The sequence below is a fragment of the Hydrogenophaga sp. FG152 genome (genome assembly GCF_057809615.1).
The window spans coordinates 100,087-120,165 of record NZ_JBMDKH010000018.1; the positions used below are offsets into that span (position 1 = coordinate 100,087).

General features: G+C 69.5%; 24 protein-coding genes. 9 read left to right on the forward strand and 15 right to left on the reverse strand.

Annotated elements, in window-relative coordinates:
- Window positions 1-4 precede the first annotated feature (4 nt).
- Both ACODTB_RS20445 and ACODTB_RS20450 read left to right on the forward strand, forming a co-directional pair.
- Window positions 5-979 carry a GlxA family transcriptional regulator gene (locus ACODTB_RS20445; RefSeq protein WP_488929689.1) on the forward strand — a complete coding sequence of 325 codons (975 nt, stop codon included), beginning with the start codon at window positions 5-7 and terminating at the stop codon, window positions 977-979.
- A 47-nt stretch (window positions 980-1,026) separates the two neighbouring features.
- Window positions 1,027-1,533 (forward strand): GNAT family N-acetyltransferase, encoded by a 507-nt coding sequence (locus ACODTB_RS20450; protein WP_291113564.1) that lies wholly within the window; start codon window positions 1,027-1,029, stop codon window positions 1,531-1,533.
- A gap of 16 nt (window positions 1,534-1,549) precedes the next feature.
- Here ACODTB_RS20450 and ACODTB_RS20455 read toward each other — a convergent pair whose 3' ends face one another.
- From ACODTB_RS20455 to ACODTB_RS20480, 6 genes are all read right to left on the reverse strand, one after another.
- Window positions 1,550-1,915, reverse strand: a complete 366-nt coding sequence (locus ACODTB_RS20455) for a cupin domain-containing protein (protein WP_291113561.1) — start codon at window positions 1,913-1,915, stop codon at window positions 1,550-1,552.
- A 26-nt stretch (window positions 1,916-1,941) separates the two neighbouring features.
- On the reverse strand, window positions 1,942-2,859 hold the full coding sequence (locus tag ACODTB_RS20460) for a quinone oxidoreductase family protein (RefSeq protein WP_291113604.1): 918 nt from the start codon (window positions 2,857-2,859) through the stop codon (window positions 1,942-1,944).
- Window positions 2,860-2,987: 128 nt separating this feature from the next.
- Window positions 2,988-3,887, reverse strand: a complete 900-nt coding sequence (locus ACODTB_RS20465; RefSeq protein WP_291113558.1) for a beta-keto acid cleavage family enzyme — start codon at window positions 3,885-3,887, stop codon at window positions 2,988-2,990.
- A gap of 12 nt (window positions 3,888-3,899) precedes the next feature.
- Window positions 3,900-4,661, reverse strand: a complete 762-nt coding sequence (locus tag ACODTB_RS20470) for an SDR family NAD(P)-dependent oxidoreductase (protein WP_291113550.1) — start codon at window positions 4,659-4,661, stop codon at window positions 3,900-3,902.
- Between the two features lie 30 nt (window positions 4,662-4,691).
- Entirely contained in the window at window positions 4,692-5,510 is an 819-nt protein-coding gene (locus ACODTB_RS20475) for a dioxygenase family protein (protein ID WP_488929698.1), read from the reverse strand.
- A 47-nt stretch (window positions 5,511-5,557) separates the two neighbouring features.
- Window positions 5,558-5,704, reverse strand: a complete 147-nt coding sequence (locus ACODTB_RS20480) for a hypothetical protein (protein WP_488929690.1) — start codon at window positions 5,702-5,704, stop codon at window positions 5,558-5,560.
- A gap of 12 nt (window positions 5,705-5,716) precedes the next feature.
- Here ACODTB_RS20480 and ACODTB_RS20485 point away from each other — a divergent pair, with 12 nt between their 5' ends.
- From ACODTB_RS20485 to ACODTB_RS20515, 7 genes are all read left to right on the forward strand, one after another.
- Window positions 5,717-6,784, forward strand: a complete 1,068-nt coding sequence (locus ACODTB_RS20485) for a LacI family DNA-binding transcriptional regulator (protein ID WP_291113543.1) — start codon at window positions 5,717-5,719, stop codon at window positions 6,782-6,784.
- 34 nt (window positions 6,785-6,818) lie between these two features.
- Window positions 6,819-8,240 (forward strand): amidohydrolase family protein, encoded by a 1,422-nt coding sequence (locus ACODTB_RS20490; RefSeq protein ID WP_291113540.1) that lies wholly within the window; start codon window positions 6,819-6,821, stop codon window positions 8,238-8,240.
- A complete protein-coding gene (locus ACODTB_RS20495) occupies window positions 8,237-9,226 on the forward strand; it encodes a tripartite tricarboxylate transporter substrate binding protein (RefSeq protein WP_291113537.1) in 990 nt (329 codons plus the stop codon). Before ACODTB_RS20490 ends, ACODTB_RS20495 begins: the two co-directional genes overlap by 4 nt.
- A gap of 16 nt (window positions 9,227-9,242) precedes the next feature.
- Complete coding sequence (locus tag ACODTB_RS20500; protein ID WP_488929691.1) at window positions 9,243-10,241, forward strand: Bug family tripartite tricarboxylate transporter substrate binding protein; 999 nt, start codon at window positions 9,243-9,245, stop codon at window positions 10,239-10,241.
- A 98-nt stretch (window positions 10,242-10,339) separates the two neighbouring features.
- Entirely contained in the window at window positions 10,340-11,089 is a 750-nt protein-coding gene (locus ACODTB_RS20505; RefSeq protein WP_291113531.1) for a sulfite exporter TauE/SafE family protein, read from the forward strand.
- 19 nt (window positions 11,090-11,108) lie between these two features.
- Entirely contained in the window at window positions 11,109-11,429 is a 321-nt protein-coding gene (locus ACODTB_RS20510) for a hypothetical protein (RefSeq protein WP_291113528.1), read from the forward strand.
- A 425-nt stretch (window positions 11,430-11,854) separates the two neighbouring features.
- A complete protein-coding gene (locus ACODTB_RS20515; protein WP_488929692.1) occupies window positions 11,855-12,343 on the forward strand; it encodes an RNA polymerase sigma factor in 489 nt (162 codons plus the stop codon).
- Between the two features lie 24 nt (window positions 12,344-12,367).
- Here ACODTB_RS20515 and ACODTB_RS20520 read toward each other — a convergent pair whose 3' ends face one another.
- The 9 genes from ACODTB_RS20520 to ACODTB_RS20560 all read right to left on the reverse strand — a co-directional run bounded on the left by ACODTB_RS20520 (window position 12,368) and on the right by ACODTB_RS20560 (window position 20,050).
- Entirely contained in the window at window positions 12,368-13,930 is a 1,563-nt protein-coding gene (locus ACODTB_RS20520; RefSeq protein ID WP_291113520.1) for a methyl-accepting chemotaxis protein, read from the reverse strand.
- A gap of 135 nt (window positions 13,931-14,065) precedes the next feature.
- On the reverse strand, window positions 14,066-14,833 hold the full coding sequence (gene fliR / locus ACODTB_RS20525; RefSeq protein ID WP_291113517.1) for a flagellar biosynthetic protein FliR: 768 nt from the start codon (window positions 14,831-14,833) through the stop codon (window positions 14,066-14,068).
- A gap of 18 nt (window positions 14,834-14,851) precedes the next feature.
- Complete coding sequence (gene fliQ, locus ACODTB_RS20530; RefSeq protein ID WP_291113515.1) at window positions 14,852-15,121, reverse strand: flagellar biosynthesis protein FliQ; 270 nt, start codon at window positions 15,119-15,121, stop codon at window positions 14,852-14,854.
- Between the two features lie 109 nt (window positions 15,122-15,230).
- Window positions 15,231-15,974 carry a flagellar type III secretion system pore protein FliP gene (fliP, locus tag ACODTB_RS20535; RefSeq protein ID WP_291113513.1) on the reverse strand — a complete coding sequence of 248 codons (744 nt, stop codon included), beginning with the start codon at window positions 15,972-15,974 and terminating at the stop codon, window positions 15,231-15,233.
- Window positions 15,975-16,083: 109 nt separating this feature from the next.
- Window positions 16,084-16,449 (reverse strand): FliO/MopB family protein, encoded by a 366-nt coding sequence (locus tag ACODTB_RS20540; RefSeq protein ID WP_291113511.1) that lies wholly within the window; start codon window positions 16,447-16,449, stop codon window positions 16,084-16,086.
- Window positions 16,450-16,579: 130 nt separating this feature from the next.
- The gene (fliN, locus tag ACODTB_RS20545; RefSeq protein WP_291113509.1) at window positions 16,580-16,999 is read right to left on the reverse strand and encodes a flagellar motor switch protein FliN; all 420 of its coding nucleotides are present in this window, start codon (window positions 16,997-16,999) and stop codon (window positions 16,580-16,582) included.
- Window positions 16,989-17,993: a flagellar motor switch protein FliM gene (gene fliM, locus ACODTB_RS20550; RefSeq protein ID WP_291113507.1), complete on the reverse strand. Its 1,005-nt coding sequence runs from the start codon at window positions 17,991-17,993 to the stop codon at window positions 16,989-16,991. Before fliM ends, fliN begins: the two co-directional genes overlap by 11 nt.
- Before the next feature lie 15 nt (window positions 17,994-18,008).
- Complete coding sequence (locus ACODTB_RS20555; RefSeq protein ID WP_291113505.1) at window positions 18,009-18,581, reverse strand: flagellar basal body-associated FliL family protein; 573 nt, start codon at window positions 18,579-18,581, stop codon at window positions 18,009-18,011.
- A gap of 194 nt (window positions 18,582-18,775) precedes the next feature.
- On the reverse strand, window positions 18,776-20,050 hold the full coding sequence (locus ACODTB_RS20560) for a flagellar hook-length control protein FliK (protein WP_291113503.1): 1,275 nt from the start codon (window positions 20,048-20,050) through the stop codon (window positions 18,776-18,778).
- Between the last annotated feature and the right edge of the window lie 29 nt (window positions 20,051-20,079).

Consider the following 20,079-nt stretch of genomic DNA (forward strand, 5'->3'; position numbering starts at 1 on the left):
TGCCATGCGTGATTTCACCGTTCTCGTGCTGCCCGGGGCCTGGGGGAGTGGGGTGGCCGTCACGCTGGACGTGTTGAGCGCGGCGGCGGCCATCGCGCCCCGGCTCGCCTTGCCGCAGCCCACCTGGCGCGTGTGCTCGCCCGGCGGTGGCCCGGTGGCGCTCAGCCACGGGCTGCAATTGCAGGCGCACGCCCTGCCGGCCCGAGCGGGTCGCGACAGCTCGACCTGGATCGTGCCCGGCCTGGGGGTGGACCAGGCCTCGGCGCTGGCCGACCGCCTGGTGCGCGACGACGCGCGGGCCGCCAGCGAGGGCCTGCGGCGGCACGCGGCGCGGGGCGGCGAGGTGGCCGCGTCCTGTTCGGCTGTGTTCCTGCTGCAGGCGGCGGGTCTGCTGGATGGCCGGCGGGCCACCACCTCGTGGTGGCTGGCGCCGCGCCTGCAAGGCCTCGCACCCCTGTGCCGCGTGGACGCGGACCGCATGGTCTGCGCCGACGGCCCCATCACCACGGCCGGTGCCGCGCTGGCGCAGACCGACCTCATGCTCCACCTGCTGCGCACCCGCTTCGGCACGGCGCTGGCGGACGCGGTGAGCCGCGTGCTGCTCATCGACGGCCGCCAGGCGCAGGCGCCCTTCGTGCTGCCCGCCATGCAGTCCAACGGCAACGAGCTGATCGGCCGCCTGACGCAACACATCGAATCCGCCTTGCCCCACCCGCCCGACGTGGCGGCGCTGGCCGAGGCCTTCGCCATGTCGCCGCGCACCCTGGCACGGCACGTCAAAGCCGCCACCGGACGGGGCGCGCTGGCGCTCGTGCAGAGCGTGCGGCTCAACCGCGCGCGCATGCTGATCGAGCGCAGCCGCCTGACGATCGAGCAGGTGGCGGCCCAGGTGGGCTACGAAGACGCGACCGCCCTGCGGCGCCTCATGCGAAAGTCGGCCGGGGCCTCGCCCAGCCGCTTCCGTTCGGGCCCGCATTGAACGCCCCGACACCCCCCGACACCCCCCAACGCCACCTCACATCGCGCATGCACATTCGCCGCCTCACCCCTCAAGACGCCAGCCCCTTTCGCGCGTTGCGCCTGTCCGCCTTGCAAGAGGAACCCACCGCGTTCGGTTCCAGCCATGAGGAAGAGGTGGTTTTCCCTCCCGAAACGACGGCGGCCCGCCTCGCGGTGCACCCCGACCAGGGCGCGTTCGGCGCCTTCGAGGGAGACCGGCTGATCGGCATCGTGACGCTGCGGCGCGAAGACAAGCGCAAGCTGCGGCACAAGGGGATGGTCTATGGCCTGTACGTGGCGCCAGAGGCGCGGAGCAAGGGCGCGGGCCGTGGATTGCTCGTGGAGGCGCTCGCGCTGGCCGCGTCGGTGCCCGAACTGCTTCAGGTGAACCTGAGCGTCAATGCCGGCAACGTGGCCGCCATCGCCTTGTACGAATCCCTGGGCTTCCAGACCTTCGGCCGTGAACCCGCCGCCCTGCGGATCGACGGGGTGTTGCACGACGAACTGCACATGTTCTGGCGTCCCGCCCGCTGAGCGGGCGGCAGGGGTTTCATGCGGGGGAGGCCGGTGGCATGTTGGCCATCACCAGCAGCACCATGGCCGGCCGGTTGCTCTCGTTGATGAGCTGGCGCGCCTCGCCCGGGGCGAAGCGGCAGGAGTCGAGGGCGCGCAGCGTGGCGCGCTGCGGCACGCCGTCCACCGCGCCCACCAGGGTGACCTCGCCCTCGACGACGAAATAGAGCTTTTCGACCGGCGACGGGTCCAGCGTGGTGTGGCCGTCGGGCAGCAGCTGGCTCATGCCCATCCACATCTGGGTGGACGGGCCGGCTTCCTTGCCCTGCAGGCGCAGGCAGCGCATGTCGAAGTGGTTGGGCGCCTCGTAGGTGGGCGCCTCGTCGAAGCGGGTGACGTGCATGGCGGTGGCTCCTCGCGGGTGGGCGTTCAGGGGCGCAGCACGATCCGGTCCGTGCTGCCGCCGAGCACGGCGCGGTAGGCCTCGGCCGCATCGGCCAGGTCGTAGGCGCGGGCGATGGGGAAGGGCTTGAGCGTGCCGCGTTCGAAGCCTTCGCGCATGGCGTCGAGCTGGGCGGTGGAGGTGGCGCAGTCCATGGCGAGCGAGTCGATGCCCACGTAGGTGTGCATGCCCCGGTAGAACGCGAAGATGTCGAAGGGCACGGCGCGGTCGTGCGTGGCGATGAAGATCTGCGTCGCGCCCTTGGCCATGGCCTTGTTGGCGGCGTCGAAGTAGGCGCTGCCCACGGTGTTGAACACGGTGTCGGCCCCGCGCCCCTGGGTGAGGTCGCGGGCGGTGGCGGCCACGTCGACCGCCGTGGCGTCGATCACGTCCACCGGCGCGCAGCTGAAGCCGGCGAACGGGCCGGGGCCGCGCTGCACGGCGATCACGCGTGCGCCGGCCTGCGCGGCCAGCTGCACCGCGGCCTGGCCCACCTTGCCGTTGGCGCCCATCACCATCACGGTCTGGCCGGCGCGGGGCATGCCGCTGCGGCGAAAGCCCTCGTAGGCGGTGACGAAGGGCACGCCGACCGCGCCCGCCTCTTCCATCGAGAGGTTGGCCGGCATGGCGCGCAGCGCGGCCAGCGGCAGTTCGAGGTAGCGCGCGTGCGAGCCGTCGCGCGTGATGCCGACATCGCCGCCCGAACCATAGACCTGGCGGCCGATCCATTCGGTGGGGCCTTCGACCACGGTGCCCGCGAAGTCGCGGCCCGGGGTGCGCGGCCACACGGCCTGCGGCATGATGCCCAGGCTGGCCTTGGCGTCGCTGGGGTTGACGGCCGCCGCGCCCACGCGCACCAGCGCGTGGCCCGGCGCGGGCACGCGCTGGGGGCTGTCCACCAGCATCAGCCGCAGGGTGTCGATGCTGTCGGCCTTCTGCAGCAGGCGCAGGGCCTGGCCGGTGTCGGTGGACGGGTGTGGCGCGATGCCGGTGTCTTCGTGGATGCGTGCGGTCAAGAGCGTTCTCCCTGTTCTTATGGTTGCGGCAGGCCGAGCATCGTGCGCGCCTCGCGCGCGCTGGCAATGGTGCCGCCCATGCTTTGAATGATGTCCCGCGCGCGGGCGACGAGCTGGGCATTGCTCTGGGCGAGCACGCCTTTGTCGAGGTAGATGTTGTCCTCCATGCCCACGCGCACATGGCCACCCGCGAGCCAGGCCTGGGCGACGATGGGGAATTCCATGCGGCCGATGCCGAAGGCCGTCCAGATGGCGCCGGGCGGCAGCATGTCGCGCGCGTAGAGCACGGTGGCGGGCGAGGGCGCGAAGCCGTACTTCACGCCGAGCACGAAGGTCCACATGCCGGGGCCTTCCAGGCTGCCGTCGGCGATCAGGTCGAGCGCGAGGTGGATGTCGCCCGAATCGAAGATCTCCAGCTCGGGCTTGACGCCGGCGGCGCGGATGGTGGCGGCCATGCGGCGCACGTTGCGCGGCGTGTTGATGACCACGTCCGGCCCCGAGTTCATGGTGTTGAAGTCGAGCGAGCACACGTCGGGCTTGATGAGCGCGATGTGTTCCACCCGCTGGTCCGGCGGCAGCAGCGTGGTGCCGGGCGCGTACACCTTGGGGTCGTCCTCGCTCGGCACGAAGCGCCCACCCGGGCCGGTGGTCAGGTTGATGATGAGTTCGCGGTTCTCGCGCCGGATGCGGTCCACCACCTCGCGGTAGAGCTCGAGTTCCATCGACGGCTTGCCGGTGTGGGGGTCGCGCACGTGGATGTGCACCTGGCCGGCACCGGCTTCGGCGGCGGCCAGGCATTCGCGGGCGATCTGCTCGGGCGTGACGGGCAGGTGCGGCGTCTGCTCAGGTTTGACCAGGTTGCCCGTGACGGCGCAGGTGATCAGGGTCTTCTGGGACAGCGGGTTGAAGAGGCTCATGGGCGCGGGGATTCAGAGGTGGCGGCCGCCATCGACCACGATGCGCGTGCCGGTGACGAAACGCAGGGTGGTGGCGAGGGCCTCGATGGTCGCGGCCACGTCGTCTGGCTGGCCCACGCGGCCCAGCGGCGTGGTGGCGGCGGTCTTGGTGTTGAACTCCGCGCCCCGGCCCGGCACGAAGCTGGACTCCACCGCGCCGGGCGAGACGGAGACCACGCGCACCGCGGGCGCCAGCGCCTTGGCCAGCGCGTCGCCCACCACGTCCAGGCCGGCCTTGGCCGCGACATAGGCGAGGTTGCTGCCCACGCCGGTGAAGCCCGCGATGGACGAGACGTTGGCGATCAGGCCGTCGCCGCTGGCCTTGAGCAGCGGCGCGAAGGCGCGGATGGTGGCGAAGACGCCGCGGAAGTTGGCCTGCATCAGCCGGTCGATCAGTTCGTCGTCGAGCGCGTCGAGGTCGGCGGCGGGCACGGCCTTGGTGAAGCCGGCGCTGTTGACCAGGATGTCGCAGCGCTGCCATTGCCGCGCCACCTGCTCGGCGGCGGCTTTGAGTGAAGCGCTGTCAACGATGTCGGCGCGCACCGCGCCATGCGCCTGCGTGCCGGGCAGGCCGGCCGCGAGCTCGGCGGCGGCCGCGCCGTCGCCCCGGTGCAGCAGCACGCAGGCCGCGCCGAGCGCGGCCAGGCGGTGCGCCGTGGCCAGGCCGATGGCGCCGGTGCCGCCGGCAATGACGGCCACCTTGCCGTCGAGTCGTGTCTGGGGTTCAAAAGCCATGGGTTCTTGAGGAAGAGAAAGAGAGGGGGGTCAGGGAATCGGGGCCTTGGGGAACACGGTCTCGCCGGGCTCCAGCGTGAAGTCATGCTGCAGCCGGGCCTGGGCGCCATCGGCATCGAGTTCGAAGCGGCCCACCAGGGCGCGCGTGACGCCGAACACCGGGTCGCTGTCGAGGTTCTCGTCGGTGTCGGCGAACACCTGGGACACGCGCACCTTGAAGCCTGGCTGGCTGATCATGAAGTGCAGGTGGGCCGGGCGGTTGGGGTGGCGCCGCTGGGCGCGCAGCAGTTCGCCGCAGGGGCCGTCGGTGGGCACCGGGTAGCCCGCGGGCACCACGCTGCGCAGGAAGTAGGCACCCTGCGCGTCGGTGGTGAAGCGCCCGCGCAGGTTCATGTCGGGCTGGCTGTCGTCCTGGTTTTCGTACAGGCCCACGGGCGAGGCCTGCCACACGTCCACCACCGCGCCGGCCACCGGCTGGCCCTGCGGATCGCGCACCGTGCCACGCACCTCCAGCGGCACGCCGGGTGTGCCGGCGCGCGCGATGGATTCACCGGGCTCGCACAGCGGCGCGCGCTCGCGCCAGAAGGGGCCGAGCAGCGCGGCGGGCGATTCGCCACCGGCATGGCCCGGGTTGTTGAGCAGGGCCACCAGGGTGGACACGCCCAGCAGGTCGGCCGCCAGCACCACCTCGTTCTTCTTCGGGCCGGTGGCTTGGCCGATGTCGACCAGGAAACCGATCGCGCGCTCGAATTCGGCTTCGGTCAGGCGCACTTCTTGCGCGAAGGCATGCAGGTGGCGCGTCAACGCGGCCATCACTTCGCGCAGGCGGGGGTCGGGCGTGCGCTCCATGGCGGCCAGCGCCACGGCCAGCACGGACTCGGGGGTGGAGATCAGGTTCACGGCGGTTTCTCGGAAAGCGGATTTTCTTGCAAACGTTTGCTTATTGTCACTCCCCAAAGTGGGGCAAGGCATAGGGTTTGCACCAAATTATCCCTGTTGAGGTTTTGAAAGAATCCCGCCAGAATGATGGCAAACGTTTGCATGAAACCTTCAAAGTGACCGAATCACCCCGCTCCCCCTCTGTCACGGAGCCCGCCGGCCCCGTCACCATCCGCGACGTCGCCCGGGCCGCCGGCGTGCACCTGTCCACCGTCTCGCGCGCGCTCGATCCGCGCCGGCGCGCCGCCGTCAGCGCCGAGGTGCTCGAGGCCGTCGAGCAGGCCGCGCGCCGCCTGGGCTACCGGCCCAACCGCGCGGCCTCGGCCCTGCGCACCGGCCGCACCCACACCATCGGCGTGCTGGTGCCCGACATCACCAACCCGGTGTTCCCACCCATCCTGCAGGGCATCGAAGCCTGCGCGGCCGCGCGCGGCTGGTTCGTGATGGTGGCCAACGTGGCCGCCAGCGCGCTGGCCCGGCCCACGGTCGAGCGCATGCTGGCCCAGCAGGTCGACGGCATCGTGCTGGCCATCGCCTCGCGCGAAGACCCGCTGGTGGACTTCATCGTCGGCGCCGGCCTGCATGCCGTCATGGTCAACCGCGCCGACGAGTCCGGCCGCCTGCCCTCGGTGGTGAGCGACGACCGGCTGGCCATGAAGCTCGCGGTGGACCACGTGGTGCGCACCGGTTGCGAGCGCATCGCCCACCTGGCCGGCCCCCAGAGCCTGCCCACCGGCCTGGGCCGTCTGCAGGGCTTCGAGCAGGCGCTGCGCGACCGCGGCCTGCGCAGCGCGGGCGTGGTGGCCTGCGAGTCCTACAGCCGCGAGGCCGGCCGTCTGGCCATGGCCCAGCTGCTCGCGCAAAGCGCGAAGCCGCCCGAGGCCGTGGTCTGCTCGAACGATCTGGTGGCGCTGGGCGCCTACGACGCGCTGCAGGCCGCCGGCCTGCGCGTGCCGACCGACGTGGCCGTCACCGGCCACAACGACATGCCGCTGGTCGACATGGTCAACCCCTCGCTCACCACCATCCGCCTGCCGCACCGCGAACTTGGCTGGCGCGCCGCGCAGCTGCTGTTCGACGGGCTGGACGGGCGGCAGATGTCGCCCGCCACCGTCGTGCTGCGGCCCGAGCTGGTCGTGCGCAACTCCACCCGCCCCGTCCCGCCGACGGATTCCCCGGCCTGATGTCCTTTCTCACCCCACGAACCCCACGAACCCCATGACCCGCCTCCTCATCAAGAACACCTGCATCCTCTCCATGGACCCCGCCGTGGGCGACTTCGACGACGCCGACATCCTGATCGAGAACGACAAGATCGTCGCCGTCGGCCCCAACCTGCAAGCCGATGGCGCCGAAGTGATCGACGGCAAGGGCCGCATCGTCACGCCCGGCCTGGTCAACGCGCACATCCACACCTGGGAATTCCAGCTGCGCGGCATCGGCTCCGACTGGGTCGGCAGCCGCGACTACCACGCCAACATGCACCAGAACCTCGCCACCAAGTACGGCGTGCGCGACGTGTACCTGGGCAACCTGCTGGGCTCGCTGAACCAGCTGCGCAACGGCACCACCACCATCGTCGACTGGTGCCACATCCTGCGCGACGCGGAGATGACCGACGTGGCCATCGACGCGCTGGAAGAGTCCGGCATCCGCGCCGTGTTCGCGCGCGGCACGGTGAAGCCGCCCGAGCGGCCGGGCGAGGTGCCGTACCACAAGAAGCCCTTCCCGCGCGAAGAGATCCACCGCCTGCGCACCGGGCGCCTCTCGAGCGACGACCGCCTGGTGACCCTGGCCATGGCCATCCTCGGGCCCGACTGGGGCGAGTACGACGTGGCGGCGCACGACATCCGCCTGGCGCGCGAGTACGGCCTCATCAACTCCGCCCACACCTACGGCCGCAAGGGCAAGCGCGTGGTCGAAGACGGTTACCCGCGCCTGGCCAAGGAAGGCCTGCTCGGGCCGGACCACAACATCGGCCACGGCAACTGCTTCGACGACGAGGAACTCAAGATCGTGCTCGACGCGGGCTGCACCATCACCGCCACCAACCTCACCGAGATGCTGAACTACGAGCAGCCCGCCATGCTCGGGCGCCTCGTCAAGCACGGCGCGATGCCCTCGCTCGGCACCGACTGCGATCCCTACTTCAACAGCTCGATGCTGGCGGTGACGCGCCACGCCTTCCTGCACCAGCGCGAGCTGGACAACCGCAGCCTCTGGCACGAAGGCAAGTGGCCCGCGAAGACGCAGCACTCCACGCTCACGCGCGACGCCCTCTACTGGGCCACCATGGGCGGCGCCAAGGCCTTCGGCCTGGACAAGAAGACCGGCTCCATCACGCCGGGCAAGCAGGCCGATCTCGTCATGTTCGACGCCCGGGGCATGAACATCTTCCCGGCGCTGCCCGGTGGCAACCCGGCGCACATCGTGGTGATGTACGCGGAAACCTCGGACATCGAAAACGTTCTGGTGGCGGGCCAGTTCGCCAAGCGCGGCGGCAAGCTCACCTTCGACGAAACGAAGCTGCAGAAGCTCAGCGAAGAGCTCATGGCTTCGCGCATGCGCATGTTCGGGGAGGGCAACTACCAATCACGGCCCGTCGAGCGCGGCCCCCAACCGGAGAAGTTCTTCCTATGAAACGCCACACCTTCACCGCCGCCCTGCTGGCCTGGGCAACGCTGGGCCTCTTCGGCACTGCGGCGCACGCCCAGGGCAGCGCGCCCGCCTGGCCCACCAAGCCGGTGCGCATCATCCACGGCTTCACCTCGGGTGGGCCGGTGGACAACCTCGCGCGCCTGATCGCCGCGCAGTTCGCCGAGAAATTCGGCCAGCAGGCCGTGGTGGAGGGCAAGCCCGGTGCCGGGGGCACCATCGGCGCGAACTACGTGGCCAAGGCCGAGCCCGATGGCTACACGCTGTTCCTCATGGCCTCGGGCCACTCCGCCGCGCCGGGGCTCTACAAATCGCTGCCGTTCGACCCCGTGAACGACTTCACCATGGTCTCCATGGTGGCGCGCAGCCCGTTCGCCATCATCGCCAACCCCAACGCCTCGTTCAAGACGGTGCAGGAACTGGTGCAGCAGGCCAAGGCCCAGCCCGGCAAGATCGACTACGGCACCGGCGGGCAGGGCAGCGGCATGCACCTGGCGGCCGTGCTGTTCCAGTCGCGCGCGGACGTCAAGCTCACCCACGTGCCCTACAAGGGCGGCAGCGCGCCGGCGCTGGCCGTGATCGCGGGCGAAGTGCCACTGCTCTTCACCTCGCTGGCGGGCATGGCGGCCCACATTGAGAACGGCAAGGTCAAGCCGCTCGCGGTCACCTCGAAGAACCGCTTCGCGCTGTTCCCCAACATCCCCAGCGTGGCCGAGACCCTGCTGCCCGACTTCGACGTGAGCGCCTGGTACGCGCTGGCCGGCCCCAAGGGCCTGCCACCGGCCGTCGTTGCGCAGCTCAACGAGATGGTGCAGAGCACGCTGGCGCGCCCCAACATCGTTGAAACCCTCCGCCTCCAGGCCGCCGACGCCTGGGCCACCTCGCCCCGCGAGGCGCAGGCCTTCCTGGCCACCGACGTGGCGCGCTGGACCAAGGTCATCAAGGACGAAAAGATCGAAGTGCAGAACTGAACCCGGAGACAACCGCATGAAATCCCCCCGCCTCGGTCGCCGTGGCCTGCTCGCCGCCCTCTGTTCGGGCCTGCTCGCCACCTTCTCCACCGGCATCGCGCACGCGCAGGCGGCCGACTGGCCGCGCCAGCCGATCAAGCTGCTGCTCGGCTTCACACCCGGCGGCGGCGTGGACGCCACCGCCCGGCTCGTGGCCCAGCAGCTGGCCGAAGCGCTGGGCAGCCCCGTGGTGGTGGAAAACCGGCCCGGCGCGGGCGGCACCCTGGCGGCCAATGCCGTGGCCAAGGCCGAGCCCGACGGCCACACGCTGTTCCTCATGGCCTCGGGGCACAGCATCTCGCCCGCGCTCTACAAGTCGCTGCCCTACGACTCGGTGAACGACTTCACCATGGTCACCATGACCACGCGCTTTCCCTTCGGCGTGGCCGTGGGCGCGAGCTCGCCCATCCGCAACATGGGCGAACTCATGAAACAGGCCAAGGACAAACCCGGCACCCTCTCGATGGGCCACGCCGGCGTGGGCACCGGCATGCACCTGGCCAGCGTGCTGCTGCAAAGCCGTGAGCACGTGAAGTTCATCGACGTGGCCTACAAGGGCGGCAACCTCGCGCCCACCGCCGTGGCCGGCGGCGAGATCCAGGCCGTGCTCGACAACCTCGCCAGCATGGAGCCGCTCGTCAACGGCAACCGCCTGCGCCTGCTCGCCGTCACCGGCACGCAGCGCTGGCCCACCTACCCCGACGTGCCGACCCTGGCCGAAACCGTCTCGCCAGGTTTCGACGTGACCGGCTGGACCGCGCTGGCCGGCCCGAAGAACCTGCCCGCGCCCGTGGTGGCGCGCCTCTCGCGCGAGATGACCCGGATCATGGCCAAGCCCGAGGTCATCGACCGCCTGCGCAAGCTCGGCCTGGGCGCCACCAGCACCGAGCCGGCCGAAGCGCAGAAGGTGCTGGCCACCGAAGTGGCGCGCTGGCAGAAGCTCGTGCAGGACGAGAAGATCGAAACCCAGAACTGAACAGCACCGGCCCCGCCGCCCCGCGCGGTGTGCCCGTGGCAAGATCGAAAGCGGCCCACCCGGTGGTGGGCCGCCTTCTTTCTTGAGGAGATGGGAACGTGACGACCCCAGAGATCGCCCTGCTCGTGCTGGGCGCGGCCGTGGCCGGCTTCGTGCAAGGCCTCTCGGGCTTTGCCTTCGGCATGGTCGCCATGTCCTTCTGGGTCTGGGGCATCGATCCGCGCGTGGCCGCCGTCATGGCCGTGTTCGGCTCGCTCACCGGCCAGATCGTGGCCGCGGTCACCAGCCGGCGCGCCTTCCGGCTGCAGGTGCTCGCGCCCTTCCTCGCCGGTGGCGTGATCGGCATTCCCATGGGCATCGCCGTGCTGCCGCACCTCAACCCCGACCTGTTCCGCCTGGTGCTCGGCGGCGTGCTGGTGATCTGGTGCCCCATCATGCTCATGTCCTCGCACCTGCCCAAGGTCTCGCGCGGCGGGCGCGTGGCCGATGGCGTGGCCGGCCTCGCGGGCGGCTTCATGGGCGGCATCGGTGGCTTCACCGGCGTGGTGCCCACGCTGTGGTGCACGCTGCGCGGCATGGAGAAAGACACGCAGCGCGCCATCATCCAGAACTTCAACCTCGCGGCCCTGGCCTTCACCATGCTCGGCTACGTGATCGCAGGCGCCGTCACGCGCGACATGTGGCCCCTGCTGCCCATCGTCGCCGTGGCGCTGCTCGTGCCCGTGCTGCTGGGCTCGCGCCTGTACGTGGGGCTGAGCGAGGCCGCGTTCCGCAAGCTCGTGCTGTCCCTGCTCAGCCTGTCGGGTGTGGCCATGCTCGTGGCCGCCGTGCCGCGCCTGCTGGCCTGAACCTGAAACCCACCCCGCCATGATCTCGTCCCGGTTCCGGCAGCGCATGAGCCTGCGCCGAGATACCGTCGAGCGCTATCCGTTCCGATTCGAACAGCTCGACGCCGAGCCCGGCCTGGGTGCGCCGGTCATCCAGTCCTGCGACCTGGTGAACGAAGGCTCGCCATTCGTCATCGCCACGCACTTGCCACTGCCCATGGCCTACCCGGACGCGTGCATCTGCCAGTGCGGCGCCGAGGGCGTGGCGCCGGTGGCCCACGAAGACACGGAACACGTGCGCGTCACGCGCGACGTTCTGGCCGATCCGCAGCGCATGCTGCGGGGTTTGCTGGAGCGGTAGGCGCGGACCCATGCACCCGAGCGGACCCTGCGCTGGCCTGCATCTGGTTTCTTTGCCAAGGTATTTCGGTCCGGCCAGTCTGGAACGAGGCGCTCGCATGCGGGCTCGAAATGACGGATTTGGGGGATTGCTCGGGAACCGGTGGCTGTGGTAGGGAGCGCACTTTCGCTTGAGCGACGGAAGGCGCGAACTTAAGGCAGAACACCTTCACTCAACGCTCGCCTTCGACACGAACGAAGGGTTGAAAACACGTCACCAACCTTGACTCTGGATCCTCGAAATGAATCTGTCTCCCGTACGCAGTTGCGACATCCAACTCTCTGAATTCAAAAGCAACCCAAGCCACGAGGTTGGGCATGATGAACTTGTTCTCATGGTGGAGAAGAACCAGGAGGCGGCTTTGATGGGCGTTCACCTTTTCGGACTTGCACGACCAGTTGGCCACGCTGGCATTGCGCACGGATGGCAAGCTGAGAAGCTTCTTGCGGCGGTTTGAGCGCGATCCCCAACTGGTCGACGATCTGGTGCAGGACGTGTATGTGGAAGTGTTGAAATCGCTGCGGAACTTCGGCGGGCGATCGTGCCTGGAGTCATGGATCTTTGGCGTCGCGCAGAATGTCGGCCGACAGCACGTGGCCAAGGCCGTCGCTCATCGCGCGCGCTTCGTGGACATGGAAGACGGGCCCGACGACACGCGCGGCGCCCCCGATGTTCTTCACATCGTTGCCCTGCAGCAGCGGCTGCGGCTTGTCGATCAGAAGATGCGCGCCATGCCCGAGGCCCTGTCGTCGACATTCGAAGCCTACATCGAAGAGGGCCTGACCTACGAGCAGGCGGCCAAGTCGCTCCGCATCCCGATCGGCACGGTCCGCTCCCGCATCTTCCGTGTGCGGGAACTGGTGCAGGACTGCTGAGCGCCCGAAAGACCGTGGCGCCGGTCACGCCGCGAGCGGCATGCCCAGGCGCGGATCGCGGTTGAGTTTGAAGACGGCAACGGCTTGCACCAGCTGCAGGGCTTGTTGTTTCAGGCTGTCGGCGGCGGCGGCGCTTTCTTCCACCAGCGCGGCGTTCTGCTGCGTCACGCGGTCCATCTGGCTGATGGTCTCGCCCACCTGGCCCACGCCCGCGCTCTGCTCGCTGGTGGCGCTGCTGATCTCGCCCACCAGGTCGGAGACGCGGCGGATCGCCTCGACCACGCCTTGCATGGTGACGCCGGCCTGGTCGGCCAGCAGCGTGCCGCCGGCCACGCGTTCCACGCTGGCGTCGATGAGGCCCTTGATTTCCTTGGCCGCCTGAGCGCTGCGCTGCGCGAGGTTGCGCACTTCACCGGCCACCACGGCAAAGCCACGGCCCTGTTCACCGGCGCGCGCCGCTTCCACTGCGGCGTTCAGCGCCAGGATGTTGGTCTGGAAGGCGATGCCGTCGATCACACCGATGATGTCGGCGATGCGCCTGGAGCTGTCGTTGATGCCGCGCATGGTTTCCACGACCTTGCCCACCACGTCGCCACCCTCGGCCGCGACCTGAGAGGCGGTTTTCGCCAGTTCGTTGGCCTTGCCGGCGTGGTCCGCGGTCTGGCGCACGGTGGTGCCCAGTTCTTCCATTGACGCAGCGGTTTCTTCCAGCGCGGCGGCTTGCTCTTCGGTGCGGGTGGAGAGGTCGGTGTTGCCCTGGGCGATCTGCACGCTCGCATCCGACACCAGCGCGGCGTTGTCCTGCACGTGGCTCACGGTGTCGCTGATGCGTTTCTGCATGGTTCGCATGGCGCCCAGCAGCTGGCGGGTGTCGTCGTTGCCCACCAGGGCGATCGGGCGGGTGAGGTCGCCTTCGGCCAGGTGGCCGGCGGCGGCCACGGCCTGGTCCATGGCGATGGCCATGAGGCGGGCGACCCAGAGCGCACCCAGCACCAGCAGCGCGGTGGCCACCAGCACCGCGATGGCGATGGTCCAGAGCGATTGCGCGACGCTGGCGGCCGCGGCCTCGGAAATCGTGGCGCCGTCCTCCTCGATCATCCCGGAGAGTTTCTCCAGCTGGTCTTCGAGTTGGGCGAAGGCCTGGTTCAGCGCTGGCAACTGGGCTTCGGCCTGGGCCATGCCCTGGGCGGCGCCACCGATGACGGCCTGCGCGGCCTGGGTGTATTGCCGCACCACGGGCAGGGTGGCGTCCAGCGCCTTGCGGGCCTCGGGGTCGATGCCGGCGGCGGCGATTTTCTTCAGGGCTTCGCCCAGCGTGGCCACGTGGTCGTCGAGATCCTTGCGCGCAGCGGTCACGGTGGCCATGTCGTTCTTCATCACCGCCAGCAGCGCGCGCTGCGCGTCGCCACGCAGGGCGTCGTGCATCATGTCCGCGCTCAGGGAGGCCTGCAGGGCCTGGCTGGAAAGCGCGGAGGCCTCGACCTTGGCGGCCATGGATGAGACGGCGAGCAGGCCGATGCCGCCTGCGGCAGACACCAGCGCGGCGCCGGCCAGGCCAAGGCAGAGGATCTGGGTGCGAAGTTTCATGAAGTCTCCGGAAGAGAAGCGGATGGCGCGGCGAAGGTGCCGCCGATCCTTGAGGGCTGTTTCGACGCACCCCCGCGCTTGTGTAGCGCGGCCGGACGGGCGGTTGGCGCGGTGGAGCCAAGCACCGCCGCCGCCTCAACCGCCGGTGAAGATTTCGGTGGCCAGCTTCATGAGCGCGGCCACGGGCGTGTCCAGCATGGGCAAGGTGAAGGCGATGCCCACCAGGCCGGCGGAGAGGGTGAGCGGGAAGCCGATGGCGAAGGCGTTCATCTGCGGCGCGATGCGCGAGATGAAGCCGAGCACGATGTTGATGAACAGCAGCATGCCGATCATGGGCAGCGCGATCCACAGGCCATAGCGGAACACCACCGAACCCAGCTCGTGCAGCTGCATGCGGTTGATCGATTCGAAGGCGCTGCCGCTGAGCGGAAAGGTGTTGAAGCTGGCCACGACGGCCTGCAGCAGCATGAGGTGGCCGCCCATCACCACGAACAGCAGCATGGTGGTGTTGCCGAAGAAGCGGCCCACGGCGCTGGACTGCGAGTTGGTGGACGGATCGAAGAAGCCGGCGAAGTTCAGGCCCATCTGCAGGCCGATGAGTTCACCGGCGAGCTCGACGGAGGCGAACACGATGCGCACCGCCAGGCCGATGGCGATGCCCACGATCACCTGCTGCATCACGACGGCGAAGGCACCCGCGTCGGTGAGGCCGATCACGGGTTGTTCGGGCAGGCCGGCCTGGGCGCACACTGCCACCAGGAAGGCCAGGCCCACGCGGGTGCGCATGGGCACCGAGCGCGAGGAGAAGATGGGCGCGCTGGAGAAGACGGCCAGGATGCGCAGGAAGGGCCAGAACACCGGCGAGACCAGCGCCATGATCTGCGCTTCGGTGAACGTGGGCATGCGGCGCCGATCGCTCGCTCAGAGCGCGTAGTTCGGGATCGAGAGGATGGTGCTGCGGATGAACTCGACCATGGTGGTCATCATCCACGGACCGGCGATGGCGAACACCGCGATGGCCGCGATCAGCTTGGGCACGAAGGCCAGCGTGGCTTCGTTGATCTGCGTGATGGCCTGGAACAGGCTGACCAGCAGGCCCACCCCGAGCACCGTGGCGAGCACCGGCGCGGCGACCATGAGCAGCATGAAGAGGGCGTTCTGCCCCATCGTGAGAGCGGCTTGGGGATCCATCAGTCATTCAACCTTGTCGGAGAGAAAACGGGACGCCGCCGGGCCGCTCCCAAGGCGGCCCAGCCCCCTCGTGGGGCAGCGACCTGCGCAGCGGTGGAGCGTGGGGGCGTCATGTTGCGAAGCTCGCCGCGAGGGAGCCGAGCAGCAGGTTCCAGCCATCGGCCAGCACGAACAGCATGAGCTTGAACGGCAAGGCCACCAGCACAGGCGAGAGCATCATCATGCCCAGCGACATCAGCACGCTGGCGACGACCATGTCGATCACCAGGAAGGGGATGAAGATCATGAAGCCGATCTGGAACGCGGTCTTGAGCTCGCTGGTGACGAAGGCCGGCACCAGCACGCGGAAGGGGGCGTTCTGCGCGGTCACGTCGTTGGGCAGCTTGGCCAGCTTGGCGAAGAGTTCGAAGTCGGACTGGCGCGTCTGCTTGAGCATGAACTCGCGCATGGGGGCCTGGCCGCGTTCGAGCGCCTGGTCGAAGGTGATGGCGTTGCGCGAGTAGGGTTCGTAGGCGTCGGCGTACACGCGGTCCAGCGTGGGGCCCATCACGAACAGCGTGAGGAACAGCGAGAGGCCGACGATCACCTGGTTGGGCGGGGCCGACTGCGTGCCCAGGGCCTGGCGCAGCAGCGAGAGCACGATCACGATGCGGGTGAAGCCCGTCATGAGCAGCAGCACGGCCGGCAGGAAGGACAGCGCGGTGAAGAACAGCAGGGTCTGGATCGGCACCGAGTAGCTGGTGCCGCCCGCGCCCTGGCCGACCATCAGCGGCAAGGTGGGGCCGGCGGGTGCGGCGGGCGCGCCCTGGGCCCAGGCACCGGTGGCGACGAACAATGCCAGCAAGGCCAACACGGCGTGCGTGAGGTGCCGCCCTCCAGAGGTGCCGCGGAACCGGCTTTGCCGGGCCGCTGGCGCCGCCCCCTTGAGGGGGACACGCGCAGCGTGGCGGGGGTGTGACCGATCAACGCGGCGCATGGGGGCCTTTGAGCGATTGGGTCAGCTGGGCCAGGCGCGCGGCGAAGCCGCTGGCGGGTGTGACGATGGGGCCGGCCGGGTCCACCAGATCGGCCGGCAGGGCCATCTGGTGCAGTGCGTTCACGCTGCCGGCGGACACGCCGAGCACCAGGCACACGCGGTCTTCGCCCTGGCCGATCTGCACCGTCACCACGCGCTGCTGCGGGCCCAGCGACAGGGTGGAGAGCACCTGCATGGGCGGGCCGCTGTGGCCCACGGCGCCGGGCAGGCGGCGGCGCGCCCACTTCAGGGCGAAGGCCAGGCCCACCATGAGGGCGAGCAGAAGCAGCGCGGGCATCGCGTTTTGCAGCATGAGGGGCTCGATCGGAGAAGAGGTTTTCAGTCCAGGGATGCCGAGGAACCGGCTTCGCCGGGCCTCAGGCATCGCCCCCCTTCCAGGGGGGAGACGCCGAAGGCGGCGCAGGGGGAGACATGACCTGCGGTCATGTCCGGCTCACCCTGCGCATGCGCTCGGACGGCGTCACGATGTCGGTCAGGCGGATGCCGAACTTGTCGTTCACCACCACCACCTCGCCCTGGGCGATCAGGTAGCCGTTGATCAGCACGTCCATGGGTTCGCCGGCCAATGCGTCGAGTTCGACGATGGAGCCCTGCGCGAGCTGCAGGATGTACTTGATCGGCACCCGGGTGCGGCCCAGTTCCACCGACAGCTGGACGGGGATGTCCAGCACCATCTGGATGTCCTGCATCGGGCTCGTGCCCGAGGCGATGGGGGCGGTGCTGGCCTCGAACTCGGGCGCGCCGTCGGCGACCGTTTCGGTGGTGGCGGCCTGTTCTTCCAGGGCCTGGGCCCATTCGTCGGCAACAGCGTCGTTCATGGTGTTGGTGCTCTCAGTTGACATAGGAATCTCCCAGCCAGTGCAAATCGGTGCCACGCAGGTTGCGCTCGACGCGCAGGGCGTACTTGCCCTTGTGGGTGCCGTACTGGCATTCAAAGACGGGCACGCCGTCCACGTGGGCCCTGATCGAAGGGTGGCGATCGAGTTCGATGAAGTCGCCGATCTGCATGGCCAGCAGCTGTTCCACCGTGGCCTCGGTCTGGGCCAGTTCGGCGACCATGGTCACCTCGGCGGCCTGGATCTCGTGGCTCAGCAGCTTGACCCAGCGGCGGTCGACCTCGATGGCGTCGCCCTGCACGCTGGAATACAGCACGTCGCGGATCGGCTCCAGCGTGGCGTAGGGAATGCAGATGTGCAGCGAGCCCGCGATGTCGCCGATCTCCAGTGTGAAGCTGGTGGAGACCACGATTTCGCTGGGGGTGGCGATGGTGGCGAACTGGGGCTGCATCTCCGAACGCTGGTAGGCCAGCTCGATCGGGTACACGCCGCGCCAGGCCTTCTTGTATTCCTCGGCCACCACCTCCACCAGGCGGTTGATCACGCGCTGCTCGGTGGGCGAGAAGTCGCGGCCCTCGATGCGGGTGTGGAACTTGCCATTGCCGCCGAACAGGCTGTCGATCACGCCGAACAGCAGCGTGGGCTCGCAGACCACCAGGCCGTTGCCGCGCAGCGGGCGGATGGCCATGATGTTGAAGTTGGTCGGCACCACCAGTTCCCGCAGAAACGCGCTGTACTTCTGCACCTGCACCGCGCCCACCGAAATCTCGGGGCTGCGGCGGATGAAGTTGAACAGGCCCAGGCGCAGGTTGCGCGAGAAGCGCTCGTTGACGATCTCCATGGTGGGCATGCGCCCACGCACAATGCGCTCCTGGCTCGAGAGGCTGTAGTCGCGCACACCGCCGGTGGGCACTTCCTCTTTCGCGAGTTTCTGGCTCTCGCCGGTGACGCCTTCGAGAAGGGCGTCGATTTCTTCCTGGGACAGAAACGAATCGGCCATGGGGTGTCGTCCTGTTTATTGAACGATGAAGCTGGAGAACAGCACGGCCTGCACGGGGTTGGCCGCGGCCTTCGTCTTCTTCTTGCGCGACGCCTCGTCAGCCTCGCCGGCAACGGCATAGCCCATCTCCTTCGAGATCGTCGCGATGATGTCGCTGGCGAGCTTTTCCTTGCCCTTGAGCGCCAGCATCTCGTCGGCGGTGCGCTGCGAGATCAGCACCAGGACCTGGCTGCGGATGCTGGGCAGGTAGGCCTTGACGGCGGTCTCGGTGGCGGCGTCCTGCAGCTGCAGCGTCAGGCCGAGCTGGATGAAGCGGTTGCCGCCCGGGTCGGCCAGGTTGATGACCATGTTCTCCAGTGGCAGGAAGACCGGCGCGGTCTTGGGGTTCTTGGCGGCCTGTTCGACGGGGGCGTGCCCATCGTCCTCGTGGTCGTCTTCGGCGGTGTTCTTCTTGAGGATGAACAGCGCGGCGGCGGCGCCGATCAGCGCGAGCACGACCACGCCGAGCACGATGAACAGCAGTTTCCTGCTCTTCTTCTTGGGCGCTTCGGGGGCGGCAGCGGTGGCGGTGGCGGCGGCAGCGGACATGTTCTTCCTTCAATGTGGCCCACCGGCCATACCGGGTGGGGTTGAAAGAATTATTGGGCGCCACCCCCCTGGCTGTTCGCGAGATAAGCGCCGGAAAAGGCGCTTATTCAGCGTTTCGCCGCCGGGCCGCCCCAAGGCGAAACAGCCCCTGTGGGGGGCAGCGACCCGCGCAGCGGCGGAGCGTGGGGGCTCAATCAGGCGAACACGTCGAGCGGCCGGCTGCCGTCGGTGCGCGGGGCCATGGCCGGTCGGGCGGCCGGTTCGGCCGCCTGGCTGGCACGGCCCAGGGCCTCGGTGCTCAGGCCGGCCGGGCGGGGTTGGTACGACGAGCCATCGCCCTGTGCCTGGCCTTGCGAGCCGACGGACACGCCGCCGAGCTGAATGCCGCTGCGCTGCAGCAGGTCGGCCAGCGATTCGCCCGCGCTTTCGCGCAGGGTGGCGCGCGCCTCGGCGTTGTCGGTCTGGAAGGCGACCTGCACCTCCTGGCCCTTGACGGCGAGCTGGATGTCGATGGCGTCGGCACCTTCCCCGCCCACGCGCAGGCTGGCATGGCGCATGTGCTGGGTGCCCCAGTGGCTCACGGTCGGGGCTTCGGCGTCGGCACGGGCGTCGGCCGGTTGGCGGCCGTCTCCGTTGCTCGGGTCGGTGAAGGACTGGGAGGATGGGTCGTTGCTGCCGCTGCTGTCACCGGGGGCGGTGCCGCCCGCGGCGGTCAGGCTGCCGTCCTGCGCCGGGCCGGTGGCCGTGGCGCTGGCGGCGGGGCCGCTGAGGGCGAATTCGCGCGGGCTGGTGGGGCCGGCGCCCACTTCCGTGCCGGCCGAGGCCACGCCCAGGCGCTCGTTGAGGGCGACGGTGGCGCGCACCTGCGCGAACTGGGCGCTCTGCTGCTGTTGCAGGGCGTCGGTGCTGGAGACCGCGCCGCGCTGCCAGACCATGGCCGGGGCGCCGCCTGGCAGGGCATTGCTCTCCCCGGCGCGCTGGGCGGCAGTGGCGGCCGCCGCGTTGGGGTTCAACGGGCTGAAGGCCGGGCGCGAAGCGGCGGCGGCGCGCGCTTGCGCGGCCGGATGGGGCAGGGTGGGCGCGGCTTCGTCCACGCGGGTCATGCCGCTGACGTCGATGCCCCCTTCGCGGGCAGTGCCCTCGGCCTTGCCGGGCGAGGCCGTGGCCGCCGCGCCCGTGCCGGTGGCGGACGCGGTGGTGCCGGGCAGGCCCCAGGCGAGCAGGGCGGCCAGGGGGTTGTCTTCGGTCGGGTCGTCGGTTTCGGCCTGCGCGTCGTTGGCGGCTTCGCCGTCGGGCAGGGTGTTGGTGGCCGCGGTCTGGTGCGTGTCGCTCACCAGGCTCAGCAGGCTGGCGAACAGGTCCTCGGCCGGTTTGTCGGCGTTGGCGCGCGGGTTGCCACCTGGCTGGGCCGGCTTGGACGCGGCTTCGGCGGGCTTGGGCGCTTGGGTGCTGGCGTGCGTGGTGGTCATGGTGTCGGCGTCGGGCTGGGGGGCGTCGG

Coding starts and splice junctions, on each gene's coding strand:
- ACODTB_RS20445 (WP_488929689.1), top strand. CDS start 5: ATGCGTGATTTCACCGTTCTCGTGCTGCCCGGGGCCTGGGGGAGTGGG.
- ACODTB_RS20450 (WP_291113564.1), top strand. CDS start 1,027: ATGCACATTCGCCGCCTCACCCCTCAAGACGCCAGCCCCTTTCGCGCG.
- ACODTB_RS20455 (WP_291113561.1), bottom strand. CDS start 1,915: ATGCACGTCACCCGCTTCGACGAGGCGCCCACCTACGAGGCGCCCAAC.
- ACODTB_RS20460 (WP_291113604.1), bottom strand. CDS start 2,859: ATGCTGGTGGACAGCCCCCAGCGCGTGCCCGCGCCGGGCCACGCGCTG.
- ACODTB_RS20465 (WP_291113558.1), bottom strand. CDS start 3,887: ATGAGCCTCTTCAACCCGCTGTCCCAGAAGACCCTGATCACCTGCGCC.
- ACODTB_RS20470 (WP_291113550.1), bottom strand. CDS start 4,661: ATGGCTTTTGAACCCCAGACACGACTCGACGGCAAGGTGGCCGTCATT.
- ACODTB_RS20475 (WP_488929698.1), bottom strand. CDS start 5,510: ATGGAGCGCACGCCCGACCCCCGCCTGCGCGAAGTGATGGCCGCGTTG.
- ACODTB_RS20480 (WP_488929690.1), bottom strand. CDS start 5,704: ATGCAAACGTTTGCCATCATTCTGGCGGGATTCTTTCAAAACCTCAAC.
- ACODTB_RS20490 (WP_291113540.1), top strand. CDS start 6,819: ATGACCCGCCTCCTCATCAAGAACACCTGCATCCTCTCCATGGACCCC.
- ACODTB_RS20495 (WP_291113537.1), top strand. CDS start 8,237: ATGAAACGCCACACCTTCACCGCCGCCCTGCTGGCCTGGGCAACGCTG.
- ACODTB_RS20500 (WP_488929691.1), top strand. CDS start 9,243: ATGAAATCCCCCCGCCTCGGTCGCCGTGGCCTGCTCGCCGCCCTCTGT.
- ACODTB_RS20510 (WP_291113528.1), top strand. CDS start 11,109: ATGATCTCGTCCCGGTTCCGGCAGCGCATGAGCCTGCGCCGAGATACC.
- ACODTB_RS20520 (WP_291113520.1), bottom strand. CDS start 13,930: ATGAAACTTCGCACCCAGATCCTCTGCCTTGGCCTGGCCGGCGCCGCG.
- fliR (WP_291113517.1), bottom strand. CDS start 14,833: ATGCCCACGTTCACCGAAGCGCAGATCATGGCGCTGGTCTCGCCGGTG.
- fliQ (WP_291113515.1), bottom strand. CDS start 15,121: ATGGATCCCCAAGCCGCTCTCACGATGGGGCAGAACGCCCTCTTCATG.
- ACODTB_RS20540 (WP_291113511.1), bottom strand. CDS start 16,449: ATGCTGCAAAACGCGATGCCCGCGCTGCTTCTGCTCGCCCTCATGGTG.
- fliN (WP_291113509.1), bottom strand. CDS start 16,999: ATGTCAACTGAGAGCACCAACACCATGAACGACGCTGTTGCCGACGAA.
- fliM (WP_291113507.1), bottom strand. CDS start 17,993: ATGGCCGATTCGTTTCTGTCCCAGGAAGAAATCGACGCCCTTCTCGAA.
- ACODTB_RS20555 (WP_291113505.1), bottom strand. CDS start 18,581: ATGTCCGCTGCCGCCGCCACCGCCACCGCTGCCGCCCCCGAAGCGCCC.
- ACODTB_RS20560 (WP_291113503.1), bottom strand. CDS start 20,050: ATGACCACCACGCACGCCAGCACCCAAGCGCCCAAGCCCGCCGAAGCC.